Origin of the sequence: Pseudomonas morbosilactucae (assembly GCF_023241665.1) — a bacterium.
GTDB lineage: Bacteria > Pseudomonadota > Gammaproteobacteria > Pseudomonadales > Pseudomonadaceae > Aquipseudomonas > Aquipseudomonas morbosilactucae.
The window spans coordinates 1-21,759 of the sequence record NZ_JALQCX010000060.1; the positions used below are offsets into that span (position 1 = coordinate 1).

Here is a 21,759-nt window from a genome sequence, read left to right on the forward strand (position 1 = left end):
AGCTGGATTGGGCGGTGTCGGCGTCGGGCAGGTCTTCCAGGGGTTCTTCCTGGCCGGGCACTTCAGTGACCACGCTGAAGTCGCTGACTTCAATGGCGCCGTGGCCGTAGCCCAGCAAGTGGAAGGAGAAGGCCTTGCGCGACTCCGGGTTGTCAAAACGGAAGTCCAGTTCCAGGGGCTGGTCCGGGGTCACCAGCATTTCACCGTCCGGCAAGCCCAGTTGCACGTCTTGCTCCAGTTCCTTGGCCTTGAGCAGGATGTAGGCGTTCTGCTGCGGGTCCAGGGAACGCACTTTCAGGCGCACACTGGTCTGCGAGCCTTTGGGCATTTCCAGGTACTGGGCGCCGATCAGGTTGTCGGCCCAGTCATCTTTGATCTGCGCCTGCAGTGGGATCACCGCCGGGCTGCCGAACTGGTAGTGCTGGTTCAGCGGGGTGCGCAGCAGGGTGCGGTCCAGGGCCGTGGCCCGGGCGCTGATCTGCCGTGCGCGCTGGCCGCCGTACTGGCCCTGCAAGGTGGCGCGCTCGGCGATAAAGCCCGGGCTGGCGTAGTAGCGGCAGCGCTGCTGGAAGTCGCACTCGGTGAAGGTGCCCTGGCCATCGTGGTAGCGCAGCTTGCCGTTGGTGTAGGACATGATCTCGCGGCCGCTGCTGTAGTCGCGGAACAGCGAGCGGCCGCTGAGGGCTTCGGGCACCGGCAGGGCGAAGTAGTCGAGGATCGACGCGCTGAGGTCGATGTGCCCGTAGGTGCCGGTCTTGATGTGGGGCAACTGCGCCTGCTCCGGCGCCAGGGTCAGGTTGAAGCCCCAGGACGAGGCCAGGCGCACACCGTCGATGCCATGGGATTCGTCCGAGGTGATGACCACCAGCGTGTCTTTCAGCACACCCTGGCGTTCCAGGCCGCTGAGGAACTGCTCCAGGGCGTCATCCAAGTAGGCCACGGCGGCCTGCTTCGGCGAGTCGTAGCGCTCCAGGTACGCCTCGGGGGCCGAGTAGGGCTGGTGGGTGCCGACGGTGAGCAGGGTCAGCATCCAGGGCTTTTTCTGTTTCTTCAGTTGGCCGACGTAGGTCAGGGCGCCTTCGAAGAAGGCCTTGTCGTCCTTGCCCCAGGGGAATTCCAGGTAGTTGTCGTTCTTGAACCACTCCAGGCCGCGGGTGGTGCCGAACCCGATGTGGGGCATGATTTTGTCTTTGGCCATGAAGCGCAGGCCGGCGCCTTGCAGGTAGTGGGTGGCAAAACCGTTCTTGCGCAATTGGGCCGGCAGGCAGGCCTTGTTGCGTTCATTCTGGGTGAGCATTTCCACACCCTTGGGGGTGCCGTTGTCGAGCTTGTCGTACTCGCCGCAAAGCATGGCGTACAGGCCGCGAATGGTCTGGTGGCTGTGCAGCACGTAGTCCGGGGTGTTCATGCCGCGCTCGGCCCAGCGGCTGAGGTTGGGCATCAGGTCCTCGTGGTAGCTGCTGTTCAGCGCCTGGCGGTTGGCGCCGATGTAGGCCCCGGGAATGCCCTCCAGGGCGATGATCAGCACGTTGCGCGCGCGGCCGGGGCCGGGCAGGACTTTCTCGCCTTGCAGGTCGAGTTGGGTCAACCCGAGCATCGGCGGCGGTACATCCACGGCATCGCCTTCGAGCCAGTCTTCGGCGCGGGTCTGCACTTCTCCCACACCGGCCGCCAGCAACTGGTGGGGCAGGTTGAACAGCTGCCATTGGTCGGCGTCGGACGGTTGCAGGTGCTGGCTGCCCCAGTGGGCGACGAGCAACAGCAGCGGGGCGCACCAGCTGTAGCGCGGCAAGGCCGGCGCGGTGCGCGAGCGGCCGTTCCACAGGGTCAGCAACCACAGCACCAGCCCGCCCAGCAGCGCACCGCCGAGCCAGGGTTGGGCGAAACCGCCCCCGCTGGAGTTCTCCACGAACTGTGGGTCGATCAGGTAGTGCAGGTCGGTGGGCGTGGGCATCCGGCCCACGGCGCTGACCAACTCGGCGTTGGCCAGGGTGAACAGGCTCCACACCAGCAGCACCGGCAGCGCCAGCCACCAGGGCCGGCGATACAGCAACACGATCAGCAGGCTGCCGATGCCCAGGTCGGACACGTAGCCCAGGGGGTCGTCCCAGCCGAGTACGCTGCGCAGCAGTAATGGCACCAGCAACACCCAGATGATCAGGGCGATTAGCGAGGCGCGAGGGTGATGTAATCCTTGACGAATGAAATTCACAAAAAATCTTCCAACCATTAAACCGTCACAAAAGTGTGCGCGATGGTATCAAGCCAGGGCGGCCAAGGGCGGGATATTCATGGCCAGGCGTTGGCCGTTATGGGCCCTTGCAGGCTGTGCAGCGTTGCGCTGATCACCGTCAGGGGCCCGGGAGGCCTTGGGGAATGGGGGTTGAGTGGGTTTCGACGGGCGTTGGAATAACTGTTTCAGGCTGTTTAACCAGGCGGCGATCGGGCGCCGCCTGGAGGCTGGGTGGGGCTACCTGGCCCACTTGATGATCAACCGGGCAAAGAACGCCCCGCTGACAATCACCGCAAACAGCCGCAGGGTCTGCATGGCCAGCACCAGGCCGACATCGGAGTGAGTATCCACCGCGATGATCGCCATGGCGTCCAGGCCGCCGGGGCTGGTGGCCAGGTACAGGGAGAGAAAGTCCTTGCCCAGCCAGTGCGCCAGCAGCCAGGCGGAGAACGCGCAGAGGGTGATCAGCAGCACCGCGCCCAGGATCATTGCCGGCAGGTGGCCGAACACGTAACGCAGGGTCGGACGGTCGAAGCGCAGGCCGATGTAGCAGCCGATGGCGCCGTAGGCACAGGCCAGCAGCCCGTTGGGCAGGGTGATGTGCAGCAGGCCGCTGACTTGCAGCGCGCCCCCCAGCAGCAGCGGCACCAGCAAGGCCCCGGCTGGCACCCGCGAACCCAGCAGCACGCCGAGGAGGATGGCGCCCAGGGTCAGGCCGAGGTTGAACAGGCTGAAGCCCTGCAGGGCAAGGTCGCGTGTATGCACCTCGCTGCCACCGCCGGCGGCGCCGATCCAGTGGCTGACCAGGGCGCCGATCATCACCACGCAGACCACCCGCACGTATTGCATGGTGGCCACGACCCGGGCATCGGCGCCGAAATCATCGGCCATCGAGACCATGGCCGACGCCGCGCCCGGTGCGGTGCCCCAGGCGGCGGTGCTGGCGGGAATCCCGGCGAAGCGCACCAGGGTCAGGCCCACCAGGGCACTGAGGCAGACCGTGAGCAAGGTGGCAAAGAGCATCACCGGCCAGGACTGGAGCATGGCGGTCAGCACGGCGAGGGTCATGGCATGGGCGGCAAGCATGCCCACTGTGCCCTGGCCCAGGCGAAACACTAGGCGCGGCACGCGGATGCTGGCGCCGCATACGCCAAAGACGATGGCCATCAACATGGGCCCGAGAAATTGCCCGGCCGGCACCTCCAGGTGCTTGAGCCACTGGCCGCTGCCACCGGCCAGCAGCACCAGCGCCAGCCATTGCAGGGCGACGGGCCAGGTGTGCAGGGATAAACGTTGTGTCACGGGAGGACTCTCCAAGGCGCCGGCCGCTCCTGTTGCGGGAGCGGTGTTGCCAGCGACAGGGCAAATTATTGATAGCGCAATTGATCACGTCCAGTTTCTAATTGTGATCAACCCATAACTTTGGTTGATCGATCATGGACCTGCGTGACCTGACCTATTTCGACACCATCGCCGAGCTCGGGCACCTGGGGCGGGCGGCGCAGAAGCTCAATCGCAGCCAGCCGGCCCTGAGCAAAAGCATCCAGCGCCTGGAGGAGTCGTTCGGCATCAAGCTGTTCGAGCGCGATGGCCGGCGCATCAAGCTGACCCCGGTGGGCGCGTTGCTGCAACAACGGGGGCGACAGCTGCAGCAGAGCATCGCCGAGACCCACCGCGAGGTGCGGGACTTCGCCAGTGGCGTGCTGGGCAATATCCGTCTGGGCTGCGCCGCAACCATGGCCGAGCACTTGTTGCCCCAGCTCACCGCGACCCTGCTGGAGCGGGCGCCGGAGATCACCCTGAATCTGGTGATCGGCCAGGACGACATGCTGCGCGAGTCCTTGCGTTCCGGGCGCCTGGACATGGTGATCTGCCCGATGTTCGACGGTGACCCGCAGTTGCTGCCCCATGGTTTGTTCGACGACGAAGCGGTGGTCGTGGCCAGCCCGGATCACCCGGTGTTCGATGGGCCGATTCGCATGGCCGAGCTGTGCGCCTATCGTTGGGTGCTGCCGGCCACCAGTGTTTCGGCGCGGCGCTGGATCGACAATGCGTTCCAGGCCCACGAGTTGCCGTTGCCCTCGGTGCAGATTGAGACCAACTCGATTTCCCTGCTGCCGCGGCTGATTGCCAAGACCCGCCTGTTGAGCTTCCTGGCCCGGGAAACCCTCGAAGACGTCAAAGGCAGCACCCACTTGCGGGAAGTGCCGCTGGCGGCCACCACCATGAAGCGCACCATCGTCGTGGCGGTTCGGGCGGGGGCGTACCTGTCACCGGCGGCGCAGACCATGCTCGACATTCTCAAGCGAGACGGTCGCAGCTTTTTTACGGCGCGGGCTTAGACGGGATAAGAGCGGGGGGCCAGGGAGCAGCAGGTCGAGCGTCGGGGGGGGAACCGGCACGCCGTGCGGGCGTGCCGGCAAGGCGCGGTCATTCTCCGCGGATGTACTGCTCCAGCTGGCGAATCAGGTCCGCCTGCTCGGCAATGGCTTCCTTGACCAGGTCGCCAATGGACAGCAACCCCAGCAACTGGCCGTCTTCCACCACCGGCAAGTGCCGCAGGTGGCTGTCGGTCATGATGCCCATGCAGGTGTCGACGCTTTGGTGGGAGTCCACGGTGATCACCGGCGAACTCATGATGGCGCTGACCGGCGTGCCCACCGAAGAGCGACCATGCAGCACCAGCTTGCGCGCATAGTCGCGTTCACTGATGACACCCACCACCACGCCATTCTCCAGCACCGGCAGCGCACCGACGTTTTTCTCGGCCATCAGCATCAGCGCTTCCAGGACCATCTGGTGTGGGGCGATGGTGTGGACTTTCTGGTGCTGTGTGGCCTTGAGCTTGAGTAGTTCAGCGACGCTCTTCATGGGGCGCTCCTGTTGTTATCGCCCGGGCAGCACGGCACCGCCCAGGGGGTTGCTAAAGAATCGTAGAGACTGGGCAAACCGGCAAGGTGGAAAACGCCACTTGAGCGATGAAAAAACGTCACGTGAAGGTTTTTTTTCTCCGCTGGGGCGTTGCAGACCGTTTTTTGACACTCAGGCCCTCGGTGCCTCGGCAAACCGCGCCAGGGAAAAGGCCCCCAGGTCCAGCGTGCTGTGCCCGTCCACCAGCTGTTGCGCCAGGGCTTCGCCGATTGCCGCCGAGTGCTTGAAGCCATGGCCGGAGCAGGCGCTGACCACCGTCACGTTGGCCAGACGCGGGTGCTGGTCGATGATGAAACCCGAGTCCGGCGTCACGGTGTAGGCGCAGACGCTGGACTTCACCAACTCCGGCAGCAGCCCGGCGAGGTTCGGCCGGACCAGGTGCTGGAACATGGCCTGGGCATCGGCCTCGCTGACCTGGCGGTCGAGGTGGTCCGGCGAGCTGTCGGTGCTGTATTGCTCGGTGGCGATTTTCACACTGCCTTCCCCGGGGATCGGCGGGAAGCCGTAGCAGGCATCGATATCGCCCGCGCCATGGATGATGAAACTGGGCGAATGACTCGGGTACAGCGCCGGTTGATCCAGCCGGTACCAATTGAGCTGTTGCCGACAGACCCGCAGCAGCCCGTCGAAGGGCGCCCCGAGCAACGGCGCCGACCACATGCCAGCGCAGACGATGGCGCGCTTGGCGTGGTAGTTGGCGCCCTGGCCAATGACCTGGACCTGACCGCTCTCGGTGTGCAATTCCAGCACCGTCTCGCCGGTGACCAGGGTCGCGCCCAGTTGCCGGGCCCGGGTCAGTTGGGCCTCGATGCAGCGCTCAGGCCGCACATAACCGCCGCCGGGCTCGAAGTAGCCCAGGGCGCTGTCGTCGATGGGCGCGAACTGCGGGAAGCGCTGGCGGATCTGCCGGGCGTCCAGCACGTCATGCTCGATGCCGTACTGCCGTGCCAGGTCGATGGTGCTGCGGGTAAAGTCCGGCGCGTCGTCGGCGGCGTCCGGGGTGGTGCTGGAGGTCATGATCAAGACCCCGCATTGCTCGAACAGGGGCAGGTTGGTTTCGGCTTCCAGCTCGCGCCAGATCTGCTGGGCGCGGATCGCCAAGGGCACATAGGCCGCGCCTTCGCCCACCGCCTGGCGGGTGATGCGGGTGTCGCCGTGGCTGGAACCCTGGTCGTGGGGCGGGGCGAAACGGTCGATGCCCAGCACCTTCACGCCGCGCTTGGCCAGTTGATACAGGGTCGCGGCGCCCATGGCGCCAAGGCCGATCACCACGACATCGAAAGGTTGTTCTTGCACGGGCGGGTCCTTGTAGAGAAAAAGCTTCAGTGACGGTTGATGCGCGCCAGCATTCGCGGCGCGATCAAACGATGAAAGGGCGCCACCGGCAGCATGTACAGGCGGCCCAGGCGATTGTGCGGATGCACCACGCACGACAGCACCAGCGGGCGGCGGCCTTCGGCGGTCAGGGGCAGGCGGTTGAGGGCCAGGTACACATCCAGATGCCGATCGCGGTCCACCAGCAGCACTTCGTCGGGGGCCTGGCTCACCAGGGTGAAGATGCCCACCCGGTCATCGGGGTGATAGTCCGCGTCGGGCCGTTGCAGGTCGATGCGGGTCAGCCGTCCCAGGTCTTTCAGGCCCCAGTATTGGACCAGGCGATTGCGCAGGCCCATCAAACGGTCGATCCACGCCGGGGTGGCGGCCATCAAGTGCAAGGCGTGGCGCAGGGCTGTGGGTTCGCTGGCGCTGGCCAGTACGCGCTGGCAATCGATAAAGGACGCGCCGGTCGCCAGGCCGGCGATGGTCGAACCCGCAGGCAAGGGGCAGGCAGTGACGGTGTTGGGCATGGACGGTTCCTTTCGACGCGATGCGGTGCCGCACTTTACTGCGCCGGTTGCGTTGGCAGGAAGCGATATTGCACGTTCGTGGACAGCGATAAAAAAGGCGCCCGAAGGCGCCTATTCATTCGCTCAGAAATGCCTGCTCAGGGCTTGGGCACAGCCAGCCATTGGCCCACGGTGTCCTGGTAGACCCCGGTGGCCTTGGTCAGGTGCAGCCATTGATCCACGTACTGTTTCCAGGCCATGTCGCCTCGGGGCAGCAGGTAGGCTTTCTCGCCGTATTGCAGGAAATGCGTAGGGTTGATGGCGCACAACCCGGGCTTGAGTTTCTGCTGGTAGAGGGCCTCCGAGGCTTCGGTGATCATCACGTCGGCCTGCTTGTTCAGCAGGGCGTCGAACAGGGTCACGTTGTCGTGCAGGATCAACTGCGCCTTGGGCAGGAAGGCGTGGGCAAAGGCTTCGTTAGTGCCGCCCGCCGGCTCGATCAGGCGCACCGAAGGCTGGTTGATCTGTTCCACGGTCTGGTAGCGCGCCTGGTCTTCGCAGCGCGCCAGGGGGATCTTGCCGTCCACGTCCAGGGTGCTACTGAAGAAGGCTTTTTTCTGCCGTTCCAGGGTCACGGAAATCCCACCCACGGCGATGTCGCATTTGCCGGCCTGCATGTCCGGCATCAGGCTTTTCCAGGTGCTGTCGACCCACTGCACCTTGGCCCCGAGGCTGTCCGCCAGGCGTTGCACCAGGCTGATGTCGATGCCGGAGTAGGCGCCGCTGGGATCTTTATAGGAGTAGGGCTTGTAGTCGCCGGTGGTGCACACCCGCAACTGGCCTTGCTCCAGCACTCGGTCCAGGTGTGAAGGCGCGGCATCGGCCTGGGCCAGGCCGGGCAGGGCCAGCAGGGCGGTCAGCGGGGCAGTGAACAGGGCAAGGCGGATTGTTTTTTTCATGATGTCCAGGGCTCGGTTCAGGGATTACAAGGCTTGTTCAGGCAGCGACGGCGCCGTGGCCGTCTCGGTGTGGCGTTGGCGCAGACGGTAACAGCCTGCCAGCAACAGCAGCCACACGGGAATCAGCAACACGGAAATCCGTGTGCCGGGGGTCAGGTACATCACCAGCAGAATCCCCGCGATAAAGGCCAGGCACAGGTAGTTGGTCAGGGGCTGGCCCCAGCTTGGGTAGCGGCTGGGCGTGCCGCTCAGACGCTTGGCCTGGCGGAACTTCAAGTGGGTGATGCTGATGATCGCCCAGTTGATCACCAGGGCCGAGACCACCAGCGACATCAGCAGCTCGAAGGCCCGACCCGGCATAAAGTAATTGATCAGCACGCACAGGCCGGTGGCCAGGGCCGAGACGCCAAGGGCGGTCAGGGGCACGCCACGGCGGTTGACCTTGAGCAGGGCCTTGGGCGCATTGCCCTGCAAGGCAAGGCCGAACAGCATGCGGCTGTTGCAGTACACGCAGCTGTTGTAGACCGACAGCGCGGCGGTCAGCACCACGATGTTCAGCACCGTGGCCACGACGTTGCTGTCCAGGGCATGAAAGATCATCACGAACGGGCTGCCGCCTTCCACGACCTTGGTCCAGGGATACAGCGACAACAGGATGGCCAGGGCGCCGACGTAGAACAGCAGGATGCGCCAGATCACCTGGTTGGTGGCCTTGGGGATGCTGCGCTGCGGGTCGTCGGCCTCGGCGGCGGTGATGCCGACCAGTTCCAGGCCGCCGAAGGAAAACATGATCACCGCCATGGCCATGACCAGCCCGCCGACGCCGTGGGGGAAGAACCCGCCCAATTGCCAGAGGTTGCTGACGCTGGCTTCGGGGCCGGCATTGCCGCTGAGCAGCAGGTAGCTGCCGAAGCCGATCATGCTGACGATGGCCCCGACCTTGATGATGGAAAACCAGAACTCCATTTCGCCGAAGAGTTTGACGTGCAGCAGGTTGATGGCATTGATCAGCACAAAGAACACTGCGGCGCTGGCCCAGGTCGGAATGCCCGGCCACCAGTACTGCACGTAGATGCCCACTGCCGTCAGCTCGGCCATGCTCACCAACACGTACAGCACCCAGTAGTTCCAGCCCGACATGAAGCCCGCCAGGCGGCCCCAGTAGCGGTTGGCGAAATGACTGAAGGAGCCGCTGACCGGCTCCTCGACCACCATTTCACCGAGCTGGCGCATGATGAAAAATGCGATCAGGCCAGCAATCGAATACCCTAGCAACACGGCCGGCCCGGCCATCTGGATGGTTTGCGCGATGCCCAGGAACAGCCCGGTGCCCACCGCGCCGCCCAGGGCGATCAGTTGGATATGACGATTCTTCAGGCCACGTTGCAGTGGTTTTTCCAAGGGTTGTTCAGCCATGGGGCTTCCTCAAAACGCGTGTGGGAGGAGGCGCTGTGGGGCCGGCGATGGCCGGTTGCCGCTGAGCGCTCGTGGCGAGGCTGAGAGCAAAAACAAGGCCAGGTTTTTTGGCAGGATGGATTCGTGGTGCGGCAGAGGCCGTCGAAAGGGGTTCTTTCAGGCCCACTCAAGGCCACGTTCAACGACCGAATAAAACGAGGAAACAATGAGCAAAGTTGACGATTTCGACCTGAAGATTCTGAGCTTGCTCCAGGCCAACGGACGGCTGACCAACCAGGAGCTCAGCGAGCTGGTCGGCTTGTCGGCGTCCCAGTGCTCACGGCGGCGAATCCAGCTGGAACAGGAGCAGTTGATTCTCGGCTATCACGCCCGCCTGGCGGCGCAAGCCGCCAACCTGGACCTGACCTGCATGGTGGAAATTCGCCTGGTCAGCCACGTGCCGGCGCTGGTGGATCAGTTCCATGCCCTGGTGGTGGACACCCCAGCCATTGTCGATGCCTTCAAGACCACGGGGGATGCCGATTACATGCTCAAAGTGGCAGTGGGCGACCTAGCCGGCCTTAACCATTTGATCAGCCAATTGTCAGCCCACGGCAGCGTCGGCCATGTGAAAACCTCGGTGGTGCTGGAGCGGCTCAAGGAAAACACCTTGTCCATCGCCTTGTGAGGCGTAGGGCGCACCATTGCGGTGCTTTTTGTGCGTGATATGTGCGTGAATTGTGCAATTTTGCGTGATTATGTCTTTTTATCTGAATTTGATGCGTGATTTGATCGTTATGTGTAAGAATTTCGCATGAGTTGTGAGTCGGCGGCTTCCGCTGCTGCGCTTCGGCCTCCCCTGGAGGCGCGGTGCAGGGCGGGGAAGCGGGCTCGGATATTGTCTGCGATCGAGTACTGCGTATGGATCAAACCACTGCAACCCCGGCGGCGCGGCACACGCTGCTGGAAGACGGCCTGGCGCTGTTGATTGGCACCTTGATGGTGTCCTTCGGCGTGCTCCTGCTGCGCCAGGTCGGCGCCCTGACCGGTGGCACCGCCGGCCTGGCCTTCCTGGCCCACTACGGCTTCCAGGTGTCGTTCGGCACGGCGTTTTTCCTGATCAACCTGCCGTTCTACTACCTGGCGATCCGTCGCATGGGCTGGGCCTTCACCCTCAAGACTTTTTGCGCCGTGGCCCTGGTCTCGGTCTTCAGTGACCTGCACGCGCGCTTTATCCATATCGATCAGTTGCAGCCGCTGTACGCGGTGTTGCTGGGCAACCTGATCATGGGGCTGGGTTTTATTGTGCTGTTCAGGCACAAGGCCAGCCTTGGTGGGGTTAATATCCTTGCCCTGTACCTGCAGGACCGCTTCGGCATCCGTGCCGGCAAATTGCAGATGGCGGTGGACGTCATGGTGGTACTGGCGTCGCTGTATGTGGTGAGTCTGCCACTGTTGCTGGTGTCCATCGCCGGTGCCGTGGTGTTGAACCTGATCATCGCCATGAACCACCGTCCCCATCGTTATTCGGCCTGATCCCGGGCCTTACCAATCCAGGAGTATTGTTCAGTGTTCCAGCATGTCGATGCCTACGCGGGTGACCCGATTCTCTCGTTGATGGAGACCTTCAAGCAGGACCCCCGCGCCGATAAGGTCAACCTGGGTATCGGCTTGTATTACAACGAAGACGGCATCATTCCCCAGTTGCACGCGGTGCGTGTGGCCCAGGCGCAGATCGCCGCCCAGGACCACGACGCGTCCCTGTACCTGCCCATGGAAGGCCTGGCGCCGTATCGCCAAGAGGTTCAGGCGCTGTTGTTCGGCGAGCAGCACCCGCTGCTGCAGGCTGGGCGCGTGGCCACGGTGCAGACCGTGGGCGGCTCGGGGGCGTTGAAGGTCGGGGCGGATTTCCTCAAGCGCTACTTTCCCGAGGCCGAAGTCTGGGTCAGCGATCCGACCTGGGACAACCACCGGGTGCTGTTCGCCGGGGCCGGTTTCAAGGTCCACAGCTATCCCTACTTCGACCCGCAAACCCGGGGCGTGGATTTCGCAGCCATGCTTGCCACCCTGGAACAGGTGCCGGCCGGCAGCATCATCCTGCTGCACCCGTGCTGCCATAACCCCACCGGTGCCGACCTGACGCCCGCGCAGTGGGATCAGTTGATCGCCCTGGTGGTACGCCGTGACCTGCTGCCGTTCCTCGACATCGCCTATCAGGGCTTTGGCGGCACCCTCGACGAAGATGCCTATGCCATTCGCGCCATGGCCGACGCCGGTATTCCCTTCTTGGTGAGCAACTCGTTCTCCAAGATTTTCTCCCTGTACGGCGAGCGCGTTGGCGGCCTGTCGGTGGTCTGCGAAGACACCCAGGCAGCCGACCGAGTGCTGGGGCAACTCAAGTCCACGATACGCCGCAACTACTCCAGCCCGCCGGCCTTCGGGGCCCAGGTGGTGGCGCGGATTCTGCGGGACCCGCTGCTCAAGGCCGACTGGATCGCCGAGGTCAAGGCCATGCGTGAGCGCATCCTGGAAATGCGCAGCCTGCTGGTCGGTGCGATGAAACAGGTGCTGCCGGCACAGGACTTCGACTACCTGCTGCGCCAGCGTGGCATGTTCAGCTACACCGGTTTCAGCGTGGCGCAGATCAGCCGCCTGCGCGATGAATTCGGCGTGTACCTGATCGACAGCGGCCGGGTGTGCATGGCCGGCTTGAACCACGGCAATGTACAGCGCGTGGCGGCGGCGTTCGCGGCGGTCAATCGCTGACCCCAAGGAGGTGCCGAGACGCGGCTAGGGCGCCTTGCGCCGCCGTTGCGTGCGGCTCGGTGCCTCTGCCATGGCCAGCAGCAGTTGGCCCAGTTCTTGTGCGGCGGGGCTTTGTTCGCCAGCGCCCCAGGCCAGTAGGAAATGCGCCGTGGGCAGCGGCGGCAAGCCGTACTCGCCGTCGATGATGCGCAGGCCCGGCTTGAGGTCACTGGCCATTTGTACCGTGACACCGAGCCCGGCCAGCACCGCTGTGCGAATCCCTTCCTGGCTCGGTGAGCTGAACGCCAGGTGCCATGGCGTCGCGCTGTGCTGCAAGGCATCCACCCCCACTTGGCGATTGACGCAGGGCATCGGGGCCAGGGCCAATGGCAGCGAGGTCTCGGTGTTCCAGTCGAAATGTTGTGCGGCAACCCAGACAAACTGTGCGCTGCGCAGCACGGGGTCGCTGCTGGCAAGCCCCGGTTCCGAGAGCACCACCGCCAGGTCCAGTTCGCCGGCCTTGAGCATCTTGCGCAAGTCCAGGTAGGTGCCGACATTCACGTCCAGGCGCACCTTGGGAAAGGCCCTGGAAAACTGCCCCAGCAGCGGCGGCAGGCGCTCACCCATAAAGGTTTCCGGCACCCCGAAACGCACCACGCCACACAGCTTCGTCGGTTGGAACCGCTGGGCCAGGGCGTCCATGGCGCCGAGAATGGTGTGGGCGTGGTGCAACACCTCCTGGCCCTCTTCAGTCAGGGTCAGGCGCCGGGTGGTTCGGTACAGCAGGGGGCGGCCCAGTTGTTCTTCGAGGCGACGAATCTGATGGCTGACAGCTGACTGGGTGAGGTTCAGGCGCTCGGCGGCGCGGGTAAAGCCGCCGCTTTCCTGGACGGCGACCAGGGCGCGCAGCAGGGAGGGATCGATGTCCATGGGCGGTGCTCTATACATGATGGAAATTACTGAATGCTAATAAATTAAATCATTTCCGTCATCAAGGCCGTATGCCCAGACTTCAGCCTCCAGCCGGCTGGGGCGTTGCCCCGGACGTGGGCTGGACTCGCCTACGGACTTTGGAAAACCCTCGATGCCCCCTTCAGATTCGCGTAACCACCAGGCCTTGGCCGCCATCTGCCTGGCTGCCTTGATGTTCGGCCTGGAAATCTCCAGCGTACCGGTGATATTGCCGGCCCTTGAACAGCACTTGCGGGCTCGTTTCACGGACCTGCAATGGGTCATGAATGCCTACACCCTGGCCTGCACCGTGGTGTTGATGGCCACCGGCGCATTGGCCGACCGCTTTGGCCGCAAGCGCTTGTTTGTGCTGAGTATCCTGGCCTTTGGTGGCGCCTCGCTGCTCTGCGGGCTGGCCCATGACACGGCTCTGTTGATCGCCGCCCGTGGCGTTCAGGGCATGGCCGGTGGCGCGATGCTGATTACCCAGGTGGCGATCCTCTCCCAGCAATTTCGCGAGGGGCGCGAGCGTGGCCGGGCCTTTGCTGCCTGGGGGATGGTGTTTGGCATTGGCCTGGGGTTCGGGCCGATCATCGGCGGCGCCATCGTCGCCGTCAGCAGTTGGCCGTGGATCTTCCTTGTGCACCTGCCCCTGGCGTTGGTGACCTGTGCCTTGGCCATCGGCGGGGTGCGCGAATCGCGCCATGAGCAAACGGGCCGGTTGGATGTCGGCGGCATCCTGCTGTTGTCCCTGGCGGTGCTGGGTTTGACCCTGTTGTTGACCCAAGGCTCGCAGTGGGCCAGCCGGCCGGTCATCGGGTTGGGCATTCTGCTGGCCAGCCTGCTGTGTATCGGCGCATTTGTACGGGTCGAGCGTCGCCACCCGCAGCCGATGTTCGAGCTGGGGGTGTTCAAGAACCGGCCGTTCAGCGGCGCCCTCATGGGCTCCATCGGAATGAACTTCAGTTTCTGGCCATTGATGATTTACCTGCCGCTGTATTTCCAGGGCGCCCTGGGCTACGACAGCGTGGCCTGCGGCCTGGCGCTGCTGGCCTATACCTTGCCGACCTTGGTTTTTCCAGCGGTGGGCGAGCGCCTGGCCCTGCGTTATCAGGCGGCGCGGGTGATTCCTGGCGGCCTATGGTGCATCGGCCTGGGCTTTATGCTGATGTATCTCGGCAGCCGCCAGATGGATGCCAGCGGGCTGAGCTTGTTACCGGGCTGCTTGCTGGCGGGTATCGGCCTGGGCATCACCAACACCCCGGTCACCAATACCACCACGCGGTCCTTGCCCAGCGCCCGGGCGGGCATGGCGTCGGGAATCGACATGAGTGCGCGGATGATTTCCCTGGCACTGAACATCGCGCTGATGGGCCTGGTTCTGGTGGCGGGAATTGTCGCGTACCTGCAGCCAGGCCTTGTCTTTGCGGTGGATGGGCAAACCCTCTATGGCTGGGCGCAAAGCATTGCCGCGGGGCAGCTCTCGGTTGTCGCTGAAGGTGAGCTGCAACCCTTCTCCGAAGCCTCTGCGCGAATGGCCTTGGCTCATGGTTTTGGCTGGGTCCTGCTGTATGGCTGCGTGAGCGTCTGGGGGTTGGCCCTGGGCAGTTGGCTGATCTTCAATCGTCGTCAATGCCCGGCGCTTGGTACCTCGGTGTGAGTCGTTGATGCGCCTGGGCCCGGCATAAAAAAGGCGCCGCCGCGAGCGGCGGGGGCGCCAAGGGTTCACCCGAGCCGAGGGAGCCAGGTGAGGCCGTTCACAGCAGGGTCGCGGTGGTAAGGCGCGACCGGAACGGAATCGGTGAAGGCCAGGGCCGCGTTACTGGCCCAGTTTGACCTTGGTCCAGCCGCGGGTCATGACCCGTTGCACGGCAATCGGTTGGTCTGGCACGGCGTACAGGGTCGCCAGCACGTTTTGCGGCGGGTAGGACGCCGGGTCATTGCGAATCGCTTCATCCACCAAGGGCGTGGCGGCGGCGTTGGCGTTGCTGTAGCCGACGCTGTTGGTGACCTCGGCGATGATGTCCGGGCGCATCAGGAAATTCATGAACACGTAGGCGTTATCGACGTTGGCCGCATCCTTGGGGATAGCCACCATGTCGTAGAAGCTGCCTGCGCCTTCCTTGGGAATGCTGTAGTCGATCTGCACCTGGTTGCCGGCTTCCTCGGCCCGGGCTCGGGCTTGCAGCACGTCGCCGGAATAACCCACGGCCACGCAGATATTGCCGTTGGCCAGGTCCGAGATGTACTTGGAGGAATGGAAGTAGGCCACGCTCGGGCGGATCTTCATAAACAGTGCCTGGGCCTCGGCGATCTGCTGTTTATCCTGGCTGTTCTCCGGGTAACCCAGGTAGTGCAGGGCGGCCGGGAGCATTTCCGTAGGCGAGTCGAGGAAACTGATGCCGCAGGCCTTGAGCTTCTCGGCGTTCTCGGGCTTGAACAGCAGGTCCCAGGAGTTCACCGGGGCGTTGCTGCCCAGGGCCTGCTGGACTTTCTGCGGGTTGTAGCCGATGCCGATCGAGCCCCACATATAGGGGAAGGCATAGGCGTTGCCCGGGTCGCTGGCGGCAGCGTTGTTCAGCAGCACCGGGTTGAGGTTCTGCCAGTTCGGCAGCTTGGACTTGTCCAGGGGCTGATAGACACCGGCCTTGATCTGCTTGGCCAGGAAGCTGTTGGACGGGACCACGATGTCGTAGCCCGACTTGCCGGCCAGCAGCCGCGCTTCCAGGGTTTCGTTGCTGTCGAAGACGTCGTAGGTGACATGGATGCCGGTCTCGGCCTCGAACTTTTTCAGGGTGTCCGGGGCGATGTAGTCCGACCAGTTGTAGACGCGCAGGACCTTGTCGTTGGCCTGGGCGCCGGTGGCCAGCGCGCTCATCAAGGACAGTGCCAGTAGAGTCCTGCCAGGGGTTTTCATGGGTACAACTCCATTTCTTATTGTGCAGAGGGTTGCAGGGGCGGTGCGGGGTTATCGCCGGCAAGCCGGCTACAGGGAAGGTGTGATTGTTGTAGGCGCTGGCTTGCCAGCGATGACGTCCGTGCATACGACCGAAAATCCGGCAGTGGTGCGGATGACGCCATCGCCGGCAAGCCGGCGCCTACGCCGTTGTGGCAGTGCGCGCTTCAGGGGCTTGCCAGCTTTCGTTGGCGGTTTGCTCCATGGCGTCCTGGATCGCCCGTTTACGGTTGGCTTCGGCCTTGCGGCTGAAGTACCAGACCAGGAAGGTGGCGAGCGACACCGCCAACAGAATCAGGCTGGCCACGGCGTTGATTTCCGGTTTGACCCCTAGGCGCACGGCGGAAAAGACTTCCATCGGCAGGGTGGTGGAGCCGGGGCCCGACACGAAGCTGGCCAGCACCAGGTCATCCAGCGACAGGGCGAAGGACATCATGCCGCCGGCCGCCAGGGACGGCGCGATCATCGGGATGGTGATCAGGAAGAACACCTTGAACGGCCGGGCGCCCAGGTCCATGGCCGCCTCTTCGATGGACAGGTCCAGTTCGCGCAGGCGGGCCGACACCACCACCGCCACATAGGCGGCGCAGAAGGTGGTGTGGGCGATCCAGATGGTGACGATGCCGCGCTCCATGGGCCAGCCGATCAACTGGGCCATGGCCACGAACAGCAGCAACAGCGAGAGGCCGGTGATCACTTCCGGCATCACCAAGGGCGCGGTCACCAGGCCGCCGAACAGGGTGCGGCCCTTGAAGCGGGTGACCCGGGTCAGCACGAAGGCGGCCAGGGTGCCCAGGGCCACGGCGGCAACGGCGGTGTAGCAGGCAATCTCCAGGGAGCGCAGCACTGAGCCCATGAGCTGGGTGTTGTCCAACAGGCCGACGTACCACTTCAACGACCAGCCGCCCCACACCGTCACCAGCTTCGACGCGTTGAACGAGTAGATCACCAGGATCAGCATCGGCAGGTAGATAAACAGCAGGCCGAGCACCAGCATCAGTTTTGCAAAGCCGAAACGCTTCATGCCCGTGCCTCCATTTCTTTGGCCTGGCTGCGGTTGAACAGCAGGATTGGAATAATCAGGATCGCCAGCATCACCACCGCCAGGGCGGAGGCCACCGGCCAGTCGCGGTTATTGAAGAACTCTTGCCACAGCACGCGGCCGATCATCAGGGTTTCCGGGCCGCCCAGCAGTTCCGGAATCACGAACTCGCCGACCACCGGAATGAACACCAGCATGCAACCGGCGATGATGCCGTTCTTGGCCAGGGGCACGGTGATTTTCCAGAAGTTGTTGAAGTTGCTCGAACCCAGATCCGAGGCCGCTTCCAGCAGGCTCTGGTCGTGTTTCACCAGGTTGGCGTACAGCGGCAGGATCATGAACGGCAGGTAGGCGTACACCACCCCGATGTACACCGCGGTGTTGGTGTTGAGGATCTCGATCGGGCTGGAGGTCAGACCGCTCCACATCAGGAAGGCGTTGAGCAGGCCGTTGTTGCTGAGGATGCCCATCCACGCATAGACGCGAATCAGGATCGCGGTCCAGGTCGGCATCATGATCAACAGCAGCAGGACGTTTTGCGCTTCCTTGCTGGCCTTGGTGATGGCGTAGGCCATGGGAAAGCCCACCACCAGGCACATCAGGGTGCTGAGCAGGGCGACTTTCAGCGAGCCCAGGTACGCCGAGATGTAGAGCTCGTCACCGGCCAGCAGCGTGTAGTTGCCCAGGTTCAGCAGCAACTGGAATTTTTCCTCGGCGAAGCTGTAGATCTCCGAGTAGGGCGGAATGGCCAGGGCCGCTTCCGAGAAGCTGATCTTCATCACCAAGAAGAACGGCAGCATGAAGAACAGGAACAGCCAGAGGAAGGGAATGCCGATCACCAGCTTGCGACCGCTGGGCAGCACACGGATCAAACGCTGATTCAGAGTCATGGCGGAGGTCCTCATGCGCGCAGTACCACGCCGCTGTCGTCTTCCCACCAGACGTAGACCTGGTCATCCCAGGTCGGCCGTGCGCCACGTCGCTCGGCGTTGGCCATGAACGACTGGACGATCTTGCCGCCGGGCAATTCCACGTAGAACACCGAGTGGCCGCCGAGGTAGGCGATGTCGTGGACCTTGCCCCGGGACCAGTTGTAGCGGGCCTCGGGCGCGGTGCTGCTGACCAGCATTTTTTCCGGGCGGATGGCGTAGGTCACCGACTTGTCCTGCACCGAGGTGCTGACGCCGTGGCCGACGTAGATCTTCTGTTCCAGCTCCGGGCAGTGAATCACCGCGTAGCCTTCCTGATCCTCGATGACCGTACCGTCGAAGGCGTTCACGTTGCCGATGAACTCGCAGACCATGCGGCTGACCGGCGCTTCATAGATGTCGATCGGGCTGCCGATCTGGGCAATCCAGCCCAAGTGCATGATGGCGATGCGCTGGGCCATGGTCATGGCCTCTTCCTGGTCGTGGGTCACCATCACGCAGGTCACGCCCACGCGTTCGATGATTTCCACCAGCTCCAGCTGCATCTGCGAGCGCAGCTTTTTATCCAGGGCGCCCATGGGTTCGTCGAGCAGCAGCAGTTTCGGGCGCTTGGCCAGGGAGCGGGCCAGGGCCACACGTTGGCGCTGGCCACCGGACAGTTGGTGAGGGCGGCGCTTGGCGTACTGGGTCATGTGCACCAGCTTGAGCATTTCCTCGACCCGGGCCTCGATTTCGCTGGCGGGCAAGCGGTCCTGCTTGAGGCCGAAGGCAATGTTCTGCGCCACGGTCATGTGTGGGAACAGTGCGTAAGACTGGAACATCATGTTGATCGGCCGCTCGTAGGGCGGCATGTCAGTGATGTCCACGCCATCCAGGTAGATGCGTCCTTCGGTGGGCCGTTCGAAGCCGGCCAGCATCCGCAGCAGGGTGGATTTGCCGGACCCCGAACCGCCGAGCAGGGCGAAGATTTCCCCTTGGTGAATCTCCAGGGACACATCATCTACCGCCACGGTTTCATCGAATTTCTTGGTCACGCGGTCGACCTTGACCAGAACCTTCTGCGGCGCCGGGTGGCCTTCAAGGGCCTTGCGGTAAGTGCTGGAGGCGTTTGCCATGTGAAACTCCCAACAGGTGTCAGTCGCCGGGCCAAAGGCGGCCCGGCTTGAAGTGGATGGCCAACCCGCGTGGGGCGGGTTGATTCGGCGCAGCCGTCCTGGCTGCCTGACGCTATTTGTTGTTGTGGTCTTGCCGTGTGTTGCTCACGCCGAACGTCGGGCGCACGCGGGCGCGCTCGCCGCTGGGGCAGGGCGTGTGGTTCGTTGAAGGGCTGGAGTGGCTGCCGTGGAACGGCAGCCACGGCTCAGCGACGTTGCGCGACGCGTTGCCGGCAGGCGTCGCCAAAGGCCTGGAAAATACTCAAGTAGGGCGGGTTGGACAGGACCTGCCATTCCGGGTGCCACTGCACGCCGAAGGCGAACGCCTGGCTGTTTTCCACGGATACGGCCTCGATCAGGCCATCCGGTGCCACGGCCTCGACCCGCAGGCCGTCGGCCAGGCGGTCGATGCCCTGGCTGTGGATCGAGTTGACCTGGATCTCGCCGGACAGGCCCATGCGCTCGAACACGCCGCCGGGCTGGATCGTCACCGGGTGCGCCGGGGCGTACTGCACCTCGACGCGCGGGTCGTCGGCTTCGCGGTGGTCGAGCATGCCCGGCACCTCATGCACCTTCTGGTGCAGGCTGCCGCCGAAGGCCACGTTGAGTTCCTGGAAACCGCGGCAGATGCCCAGCACCGGCACACCGGCCGCGATGGCGGCGCGCAGCAGGGGCAGGGTGGTGGCGTCCCGTTGTGGGTCGTGGGCGGTGCCCGCTTCGCTGGGCGGCCCCTGATAGTGGAAGGGCTCCACATTGGACGGCGAGCCGGTGAACAGCAGGCCATCCAGGTGCTCGAACAGGCCCTGGATGTCGGTCAGGTCGGCCAGGGACGGAATCACCACCGGCAGCCCCAGGGCCGCGACGCTGACGGCACGCAAGTACTTGTCACCGCTGACATGGTAGGGGTGCAGCCCGATCTCTTTGACGCACGCAGTTACGCCGATCAATGGCTTGAGTGCCATTTTTATCACCTCGAAATTCACGCTGGAACGAGTTTTTCCAGAGCTTAGCCTCGTTGATTTTAATTGACAACTTCAATGTCAAAAATTCTAGACGGGATGTGTCTGTTGTTCTGTTTTGGCGTGTTTCGTGGCGCTATTCGGTAGTCATTGGTGCAAAATAATTAACGTGCGGGTCGATGTGTTCGCTATTGACTTCACTTTTCCTTTCGGATTGACTGCGCTCAAGCAACAGCTTTGAACATAATAATTAACACATAGGTGCATCATGTCGGTCCCACTGCGTGCCGTTCAGCTCAACGAAGCCAACGCCTTTCTAAAGAAACACCCCGAGGTCCTGTATGTCGATCTGCTGATTGCAGACATGAACGGTGTGGTGCGCGGCAAGCGCATCGAACGCACCGCGCTGCATAAAGTGTATGAAAAAGGCATCAACCTCCCGGCCTCGTTGTTTGCCCTGGACATCAATGGCTCCACCGTGGAAAGCACCGGCCTGGGCCTGGACATCGGCGACTCCGACCGCATCTGCTACCCGATCCCCGACACCCTGAGCATCGAGCCCTGGCAGAAGCGACCCACCGCGCAACTGCTGATGACCATGCACGAACTGGAAGGCCAGCCGTTTTTCGCCGACCCGCGGGAAGTGCTGCGCCAGGTGGTGAGCAAGTTCGACGACCTGGGCCTGACCATCTGCGCCGCGTTCGAGCTGGAGTTCTACCTGATCGACCAGGACAACGTGAACGGCCGCCCGCAGGCCCCGCGTTCGCCGATCTCCGGCAAGCGTCCGCATTCGACCCAGGTCTACCTGATCGATGACCTGGACGAGTACGTCGACTGCCTGCAAGACATCCTCGAAGGCGCGAAAGAGCAGGGCATCCCTGCCGACGCCATCGTCAAGGAAAGTGCCCCGGCCCAGTTCGAAGTCAACCTGCACCACGTCAGCGACCCGATCAAAGCCTGCGATTACGCGGTGCTGCTCAAGCGCCTGGTGAAAAACATCGCCTACGACCACGAGATGGACACCACCTTTATGGCTAAACCCTACCCGGGCCAGGCCGGCAACGGTTTGCACGTGCACATCTCGATTCTCGACAAGCAGGGCAACAACATCTTCGCCAGCGAAGACCCGGAGACCAACGACGCCCTGCGCCACGCCATCGGCGGCGTACTGGAAACCCTGCCGGCGCAGATGGCCTTCCTGTGCCCCAACGTCAACTCCTACCGTCGCTTTGGTGCGCAGTTCTATGTGCCGAACTCGCCGAGCTGGGGCATCGACAACCGCACCGTGGCCGTGCGCGTGCCCACCGGTTCGCCGGACGCGGTGCGCATCGAGCACCGAGTGGCTGGCGCCGACGCTAACCCGTACCTGCTGATGGCTTCGGTCCTGGCCGGTGTGCACCATGGCTTGACCAACAAGATCGAGCCGGGCGCCCCGGTGGAAGGCAACTCCTACGAGCAGAACGAGCAAAGCCTGCCGAACAACCTGCGCGACGCCCTGCGCGAGCTGGACGACAGCGAGGTCATGGCCAAGTACATCGACCCGCTGTACATCGACGTGTTTGTGGCGTGCAAGGAAAGCGAGCTGGCGGAGTTCGAAAATTCCATCTCCGACCTTGAATACAACTGGTACCTGCACACGGTCTGACGGCCGCTGTCCCTTTCTCTGTTGAGTGCATGAC

At 63.5% G+C, this 21,759-nt stretch carries 19 protein-coding genes; 6 read left to right on the forward strand and 13 right to left on the reverse strand.

Annotated features, from left to right (window positions below):
* Positions 1-2,212 (reverse strand): LTA synthase family protein (locus tag M1B35_RS27040; protein WP_268263589.1); only part of this gene is annotated, 2,212 nt, incomplete at its 3' end.
* 258 nt (positions 2,213-2,470) lie between these two features.
* Positions 2,471-3,535, reverse strand: a complete 1,065-nt coding sequence (locus M1B35_RS27045; RefSeq protein ID WP_268263590.1) for an AbrB family transcriptional regulator — start codon at positions 3,533-3,535, stop codon at positions 2,471-2,473.
* A gap of 134 nt (positions 3,536-3,669) precedes the next feature.
* On the opposite strand from M1B35_RS27045, the gene M1B35_RS27050 reads away from it, so the two are divergent.
* Positions 3,670-4,575, forward strand: coding sequence for a LysR family transcriptional regulator (locus tag M1B35_RS27050; protein WP_123331468.1), 906 nt, complete (start codon positions 3,670-3,672; stop codon positions 4,573-4,575).
* A gap of 88 nt (positions 4,576-4,663) precedes the next feature.
* Here M1B35_RS27050 and M1B35_RS27055 read toward each other — a convergent pair whose 3' ends face one another.
* The 5 genes from M1B35_RS27055 to M1B35_RS27075 all read right to left on the reverse strand — a co-directional run bounded on the left by M1B35_RS27055 (position 4,664) and on the right by M1B35_RS27075 (position 9,365).
* Positions 4,664-5,104 carry a CBS domain-containing protein gene (locus tag M1B35_RS27055; RefSeq protein ID WP_123331470.1) on the reverse strand — a complete coding sequence of 147 codons (441 nt, stop codon included), beginning with the start codon at positions 5,102-5,104 and terminating at the stop codon, positions 4,664-4,666.
* 171 nt (positions 5,105-5,275) lie between these two features.
* The gene (solA, locus tag M1B35_RS27060) at positions 5,276-6,415 is read right to left on the reverse strand and encodes an N-methyl-L-tryptophan oxidase (protein ID WP_425273456.1); all 1,140 of its coding nucleotides are present in this window, start codon (positions 6,413-6,415) and stop codon (positions 5,276-5,278) included.
* A gap of 71 nt (positions 6,416-6,486) precedes the next feature.
* Positions 6,487-7,011 (reverse strand): DUF2867 domain-containing protein, encoded by a 525-nt coding sequence (locus M1B35_RS27065; protein ID WP_268263592.1) that lies wholly within the window; start codon positions 7,009-7,011, stop codon positions 6,487-6,489.
* A gap of 137 nt (positions 7,012-7,148) precedes the next feature.
* Positions 7,149-7,949: a transporter substrate-binding domain-containing protein gene (locus M1B35_RS27070; RefSeq protein WP_268263593.1), complete on the reverse strand. Its 801-nt coding sequence runs from the start codon at positions 7,947-7,949 to the stop codon at positions 7,149-7,151.
* 24 nt (positions 7,950-7,973) lie between these two features.
* Positions 7,974-9,365, reverse strand: coding sequence for an amino acid permease (locus tag M1B35_RS27075; protein ID WP_123331477.1), 1,392 nt, complete (start codon positions 9,363-9,365; stop codon positions 7,974-7,976).
* Positions 9,366-9,570: 205 nt separating this feature from the next.
* Between M1B35_RS27075 and M1B35_RS27080 the strand changes: the two genes are divergently transcribed.
* The 3 genes from M1B35_RS27080 (at position 9,571) to M1B35_RS27090 (ending at position 12,110) form a co-directional block, all read left to right on the forward strand.
* Entirely contained in the window at positions 9,571-10,032 is a 462-nt protein-coding gene (locus M1B35_RS27080) for an Lrp/AsnC family transcriptional regulator (protein ID WP_123331479.1), read from the forward strand.
* Between the two features lie 233 nt (positions 10,033-10,265).
* Positions 10,266-10,880 carry a YitT family protein gene (locus M1B35_RS27085; RefSeq protein ID WP_123331481.1) on the forward strand — a complete coding sequence of 205 codons (615 nt, stop codon included), beginning with the start codon at positions 10,266-10,268 and terminating at the stop codon, positions 10,878-10,880.
* 33 nt (positions 10,881-10,913) lie between these two features.
* Positions 10,914-12,110, forward strand: a complete 1,197-nt coding sequence (locus tag M1B35_RS27090; RefSeq protein ID WP_268263594.1) for an amino acid aminotransferase — start codon at positions 10,914-10,916, stop codon at positions 12,108-12,110.
* Between the two features lie 24 nt (positions 12,111-12,134).
* Here M1B35_RS27090 and M1B35_RS27095 read toward each other — a convergent pair whose 3' ends face one another.
* Positions 12,135-13,019 carry a LysR family transcriptional regulator gene (locus M1B35_RS27095; protein WP_268263595.1) on the reverse strand — a complete coding sequence of 295 codons (885 nt, stop codon included), beginning with the start codon at positions 13,017-13,019 and terminating at the stop codon, positions 12,135-12,137.
* A 154-nt stretch (positions 13,020-13,173) separates the two neighbouring features.
* Here M1B35_RS27095 and M1B35_RS27100 point away from each other — a divergent pair, with 154 nt between their 5' ends.
* The gene (locus M1B35_RS27100) at positions 13,174-14,700 is read left to right on the forward strand and encodes an MFS transporter (protein ID WP_268263596.1); all 1,527 of its coding nucleotides are present in this window, start codon (positions 13,174-13,176) and stop codon (positions 14,698-14,700) included.
* A gap of 159 nt (positions 14,701-14,859) precedes the next feature.
* Here M1B35_RS27100 and M1B35_RS27105 read toward each other — a convergent pair whose 3' ends face one another.
* The 5 genes from M1B35_RS27105 to M1B35_RS27125 form a co-directional block, all read right to left on the reverse strand.
* Positions 14,860-15,957 (reverse strand): polyamine ABC transporter substrate-binding protein, encoded by a 1,098-nt coding sequence (locus M1B35_RS27105; protein ID WP_268263597.1) that lies wholly within the window; start codon positions 15,955-15,957, stop codon positions 14,860-14,862.
* A 181-nt stretch (positions 15,958-16,138) separates the two neighbouring features.
* The gene (locus tag M1B35_RS27110) at positions 16,139-17,020 is read right to left on the reverse strand and encodes an ABC transporter permease subunit (RefSeq protein ID WP_268263598.1); all 882 of its coding nucleotides are present in this window, start codon (positions 17,018-17,020) and stop codon (positions 16,139-16,141) included.
* A complete protein-coding gene (locus M1B35_RS27115; protein WP_268263605.1) occupies positions 17,017-17,898 on the reverse strand; it encodes an ABC transporter permease subunit in 882 nt (293 codons plus the stop codon). The genes M1B35_RS27110 and M1B35_RS27115 overlap by 4 nt, the downstream gene beginning before the upstream one ends.
* Positions 17,899-17,939: 41 nt before the next feature.
* The gene (locus tag M1B35_RS27120; protein WP_268263599.1) at positions 17,940-19,082 is read right to left on the reverse strand and encodes an ABC transporter ATP-binding protein; all 1,143 of its coding nucleotides are present in this window, start codon (positions 19,080-19,082) and stop codon (positions 17,940-17,942) included.
* 245 nt (positions 19,083-19,327) lie between these two features.
* On the reverse strand, positions 19,328-20,083 hold the full coding sequence (locus M1B35_RS27125) for a gamma-glutamyl-gamma-aminobutyrate hydrolase family protein (protein WP_268263600.1): 756 nt from the start codon (positions 20,081-20,083) through the stop codon (positions 19,328-19,330).
* A gap of 265 nt (positions 20,084-20,348) precedes the next feature.
* Between M1B35_RS27125 and M1B35_RS27130 the strand changes: the two genes are divergently transcribed.
* Positions 20,349-21,725, forward strand: a complete 1,377-nt coding sequence (locus M1B35_RS27130) for a glutamine synthetase family protein (RefSeq protein ID WP_123331498.1) — start codon at positions 20,349-20,351, stop codon at positions 21,723-21,725.
* Positions 21,726-21,759 lie beyond the last annotated feature (34 nt).

Coding starts and splice junctions, on each gene's coding strand:
- M1B35_RS27065 (WP_268263592.1), bottom strand. CDS start 7,011: ATGCCCAACACCGTCACTGCCTGCCCCTTGCCTGCGGGTTCGACCATC.
- M1B35_RS27085 (WP_123331481.1), top strand. CDS start 10,266: ATGGATCAAACCACTGCAACCCCGGCGGCGCGGCACACGCTGCTGGAA.
- M1B35_RS27095 (WP_268263595.1), bottom strand. CDS start 13,019: ATGGACATCGATCCCTCCCTGCTGCGCGCCCTGGTCGCCGTCCAGGAA.
- M1B35_RS27080 (WP_123331479.1), top strand. CDS start 9,571: ATGAGCAAAGTTGACGATTTCGACCTGAAGATTCTGAGCTTGCTCCAG.
- solA (WP_425273456.1), bottom strand. CDS start 6,415: ATGGGCGCCGCGACCCTGTATCAACTGGCCAAGCGCGGCGTGAAGGTG.
- M1B35_RS27110 (WP_268263598.1), bottom strand. CDS start 17,020: ATGAAGCGTTTCGGCTTTGCAAAACTGATGCTGGTGCTCGGCCTGCTG.
- M1B35_RS27075 (WP_123331477.1), bottom strand. CDS start 9,365: ATGGCTGAACAACCCTTGGAAAAACCACTGCAACGTGGCCTGAAGAAT.
- M1B35_RS27100 (WP_268263596.1), top strand. CDS start 13,174: ATGCCCCCTTCAGATTCGCGTAACCACCAGGCCTTGGCCGCCATCTGC.
- M1B35_RS27055 (WP_123331470.1), bottom strand. CDS start 5,104: ATGAAGAGCGTCGCTGAACTACTCAAGCTCAAGGCCACACAGCACCAG.
- M1B35_RS27050 (WP_123331468.1), top strand. CDS start 3,670: ATGGACCTGCGTGACCTGACCTATTTCGACACCATCGCCGAGCTCGGG.
- M1B35_RS27120 (WP_268263599.1), bottom strand. CDS start 19,082: ATGGCAAACGCCTCCAGCACTTACCGCAAGGCCCTTGAAGGCCACCCG.
- M1B35_RS27105 (WP_268263597.1), bottom strand. CDS start 15,957: ATGAAAACCCCTGGCAGGACTCTACTGGCACTGTCCTTGATGAGCGCG.
- M1B35_RS27125 (WP_268263600.1), bottom strand. CDS start 20,083: ATGGCACTCAAGCCATTGATCGGCGTAACTGCGTGCGTCAAAGAGATC.
- M1B35_RS27070 (WP_268263593.1), bottom strand. CDS start 7,949: ATGAAAAAAACAATCCGCCTTGCCCTGTTCACTGCCCCGCTGACCGCC.
- M1B35_RS27130 (WP_123331498.1), top strand. CDS start 20,349: ATGTCGGTCCCACTGCGTGCCGTTCAGCTCAACGAAGCCAACGCCTTT.